Source organism: Trueperaceae bacterium (assembly GCA_019454765.1).
Lineage (GTDB): Bacteria > Deinococcota > Deinococci > Deinococcales > Trueperaceae > JAAYYF01.
Map to the genome: position 1 here is coordinate 11,076 of JACFNR010000044.1, position 3,832 is coordinate 14,907.

General features: G+C 73.4%; 3 protein-coding genes. 2 read left to right on the forward strand and 1 reads right to left on the reverse strand.

Translation table 11 applies throughout. The features are described from left to right. Positions 1 to 181: 181 nt before the first annotated feature. Positions 182 to 2,104, reverse strand: coding sequence for a hypothetical protein (locus H3C53_11115; GenBank protein ID MBW7917217.1), 1,923 nt, complete (start codon positions 2,102 to 2,104; stop codon positions 182 to 184). Positions 2,105 to 2,356: 252 nt separating this feature from the next. Here H3C53_11115 and H3C53_11120 point away from each other — a divergent pair, with 252 nt between their 5' ends. Continuing rightward, positions 2,357 to 2,935: a GNAT family N-acetyltransferase gene (locus tag H3C53_11120; GenBank protein MBW7917218.1), complete on the forward strand. Its 579-nt coding sequence runs from the start codon at positions 2,357 to 2,359 to the stop codon at positions 2,933 to 2,935. 3 nt (positions 2,936 to 2,938) lie between these two features. Then, a partial coding sequence (locus H3C53_11125; protein MBW7917219.1) for a phosphotransferase occupies positions 2,939 to 3,832 on the forward strand: 894 nt, incomplete at its 3' end.

The following is a 3,832-nucleotide window of genomic DNA, read 5'->3' on the forward strand; positions in this document are numbered from 1 at the left end:
AAGGCGTGCGCGCCCCAGAGCGCCAACGCCACCAGGGAGGCGAGCTCGAGGAGGAACCGGACACCGAGAGCTGACATGAGCATCCCCCAGTATGTGGCGAACGTCCGGTCGCGGCAGTGCCGGCGACCGGACGTTCGGGATCAGCCCGTCATGCGCCCTTGGGACGGGCGCCCAGCGCAGGTCACTGCGACTCGTACGCGCCGATGTCGCAGGCGGCGCCCGCCGGCCGGGGCTCGCCCCGCTGGTCGCGCGTGAGCGGCTCCCCCTTGTCGTCGCGGCAGGCGAACGCGGGCACCGTGTCCAGGGCGGGGCTGCCCGTCGAGAGGGCCATCGTGCGGGTCGGGCCGCCGTTGTCGACCAGCGGCCCGAGCAGCGGGTCCTCGCCTATGACGTTGTTGGCCCCGAAGATGCCGGAGTCGGCCGGGTCCTGCACCAGGTTGTAGCCCAGCGAGTCGAGCGTCCCGGTCGCATCCCTGTGGAGGTCGGGTCCGGCACCCTCCGAGCTGTTGCCGGCCAGAACGGTCGCCAGCAGGTCGAGCGACCCACCGTAGCTGATGCCACCCCCGAAGACGCTGCCACCGACGCCCGGCATGCTGCGCGCCTCGTTGCCGGCGAAGGTGGAGAACGCCACGGTGGCGATGGAGGCGGCGTTGCTGGACACCAGCAGGCCGGCGGCACGCTGCGAGACGTTCTTCGTGAAGGTGCTGTTGAGCACGACCAGCGCGCCGTTGGAGAACACCCCGCCGCCGTTGGAGGGAGCCTCGTTGCCCACGAACGTGCTGCCCACGACGCGCAGGTCGCCTGTGTACGAGCTGTAGATCCCGCCGCCGGCGCTAGCCGCGGAGTTGTTCGCGAACTCGCTGTCGACGATCACCACCCGGCCGTCGTTAACGAGGCCGCCGCCGGTGCCGGTCGTCGCGCGGTTGTCGTCGACCCGCGTACCGACGAGGTTGAGCGTCGCGCCTGCCACGTTCACCAAGCCGCCGCCCGTGCCGGCCTCGTTGGCGCCGATCGTCGAGCCGGTGATGTCCACCCTGCCCGAGTACGTGTCGGCGCCGATCGTCACGGCTCCGTTGTAGACGCCGCCGGCCCGCGTCGCCGAGTTGCCCTCGATGACGCTGTCGGTGATGGTCACGGTGCCGCCCCGGTTGTAGATGCCGCCACCCGGGGTGCCCGCGGCGTCGTTGCCGGTCACGCGCGAAGCGACGAGCGTGAGCGTCCCGCCGGCGAGGTTGTAGATCCCGCCACCCTCCGGCCCGACGCTGTCCGCCACGACCGAGTTGGTGATGGTGAGGCTCCCCTGGTTGTGCACCGCGCCGCCGGGCGAGGCGCTGACGCCGCCGCGGAGGATGAGGTCACTGAGCTCGAACCGGGTGCTCGGCTTGAGGGCGATGATGCCGCCGCCGCCCGGGTTGCCCCTGAGGGTCACGTACGGTTCCCCGGTGGCGTCCACGGGGCCGTCGAGGTGCCACCCGGGCTGCACCGTCAACCCGCCGGCAGGCATCAGTATCTCGCTCGGGCCGGCGAACGCCACCGGATCGAACGTCACGTGGACGAGGTCGGCGCCGTCCCAGTCAGGCAGCTTGTCGTGGAGGTAGAGGAGACTCCCCTCCTCGCTCGGGTCGGGCGAGTCCGTCATCACGACGGCGTTGACGGTGACCTCGAGCACCGCCTCGGCCGAGAGGTCCGGGGCGTCGGCGCGCATCGTCAGCTCCAGGGGGTCACCGAGGGTGGCGAGCTCGGTGGTGGGGTCACTCGTGACGGTCAGGCTGCGCTCAGTAACCCCGGCCGGGAACGACAGGCTGGTGTCGCTGAGGCTCACCCCGGTGGGGAGGCCGGTCGCGTCTATCGCGACCGTGACGTCGTCCGCCATGCCGCCGCCCCGCTCGAGCTTCACCGTGACGGTCCGACCGGGTGAGTAGGCGAAGGGCACGTCCGCGGCGGCGTCGTGCAGCGTCAGGGAGGGCGTGGGAGGGTGCGGGGTCGGCGTCGTGCCGCCGCACGCCGCCACCAGGACGCCGATCAGGGCCAGCGCCGCAACGGCCATGAGCCGCGGGTGCGGTTGACGACGCGGGTGGGGAGTGGGTCTGGTCGAGCTGTTCATGCTACCTCCTGACTAGGTGGGTGGGGGTGGCGGCCACCGGCGCGCCACGCCTCTCTCGCCGGACCCGGGCACCCTCGCACGCTGCGCGTCAACGCGGCGTGAAAACCTCGTGCACCACGCGAATGCTCCCGTCTCGCCCCGGGAGGGCGGCGCCGTGTGTCGGTCGGCACGCCATCGGCAGCGGTCGTCGCCGGCCCGTCCTCATCCGGCGCGGCGCGCCAAGTACTACCGTCGTCCGGAAGGGGTGGAGACATGAGACGCGACTCGACGACCGAAGTGGTTCCCGCCGTCCCCGAGCGCTGGGCCGACCTGGTGCAGGTCTTCGGCGAGCGCGGCGACCCCTCCTGGTGTTGGTGTCAGTACCACTGCACCACGGGGGGCGGCTTCAGGGAGTCGGCCGCCGCCAACCGCGAGGCCCTCCACGTTCAGGTGCAGGCGAGCCCGCCGCCCGGCCTGATCGCGTACCGGGCCGGCGACCCGGCGGGTTGGGTGCGGCTCGGTCCGATCGACGCCTTCCCCCGCGTGCTCGAGAACCGTCTGCGGCGCGAGGCGGTGGGTGGCGACCCGGCCGGCCTGTGGGCAGTGACCTGCTTCGTCGTGAGGCCCGCGCACCGGCGCGCCGGGGTCGCCACCGCCCTATTGGCGGGCGCCATCGAGTTCGCCCGCGAGCACGGCGCCCGCACGCTCGAGGCGCACCCGGTCGACACGGGCGGCGAGCGCGCCCCGAGCGCCGACCTCTTCCGCGGCGTGCTCTCCACCTTCCTGGCCGCGGGCTTCAGCGAGGTGGCCCGCACGGGCCCGCAGCGACCGCTCGTCAGGTTGGCCCTGTAGGGCGTGAACGCCGCTTCGACCAGCCCGCTAGAGCTCGCCGCTGCCCGCTACGGCAAGACCGCGACCGACCTCACCCCCCTCGGCGCCTTCGAGAGCGACGTCTACGCCTTCGCGGCCGACGGCGGGGAGGCGATCCTGAAGGTCATCTCGCCCTCGCACCGGACGCCGGCGGCGGTGCAGGCGGAGGTGGATTGGCTGCTGGCGCTGGTGGCCGAGGGGGTGCCGGTGGCGGCGCCACTACGGTCAAGCGCCGGCCGCCACGTCGAGTTGGTGCCGGGCGCCGACGGCCCCACGGTGCTGGTGGCGTTCCGGCGGGCGCCGGGCGCCCTCAGCCGGCCGGGCGACTGGACCCCGCTGCGCCTCGAGTCGTGGGGCGCGCTGCTCGGTCGGCTGCAGGCACATAGCCGAGGTTGGCGCCCGCCTGGCCCGTGCCGCGGCACGCTCTTGGAGCAGACGTACCTGGCGCGCGCCGCCGAGATCTGCGGCGCCGACGAGGAGCTCGCCGCCGCCGCCACGGCGCTGCTGGAACGGGCGCGCCCGTGGCTCGACGGCAGCGGCGACGCGGGCCTCGTGCACGCCGACCTCCACCACGGCAACGTGCTCCTCCACGGCGAGGAGTGGACCGCCATCGATTTCGACGACTGCGCCTACGGGTCGTACGCCTTCGACCTCGCCATGCCCCTCTACTACGCCGTCCGGGCGGAGGCCGCCAGGGAGGCCGACGCGGTCGCCGCCGAGTTCCTCCCGCCCCTCCTGACGGGCCTGCGCCGCCACGCGCCGCTGCCCGCGGGCGGCGCCGAGGCGCTGGCGGTCTGCCTCGAGGCGCGCCAGGCCGAGCTGTACCTGGCCATCAAGCACAAGCTGCCGCCAGAGCGGTGGAACGAGTCGACGCGCCGC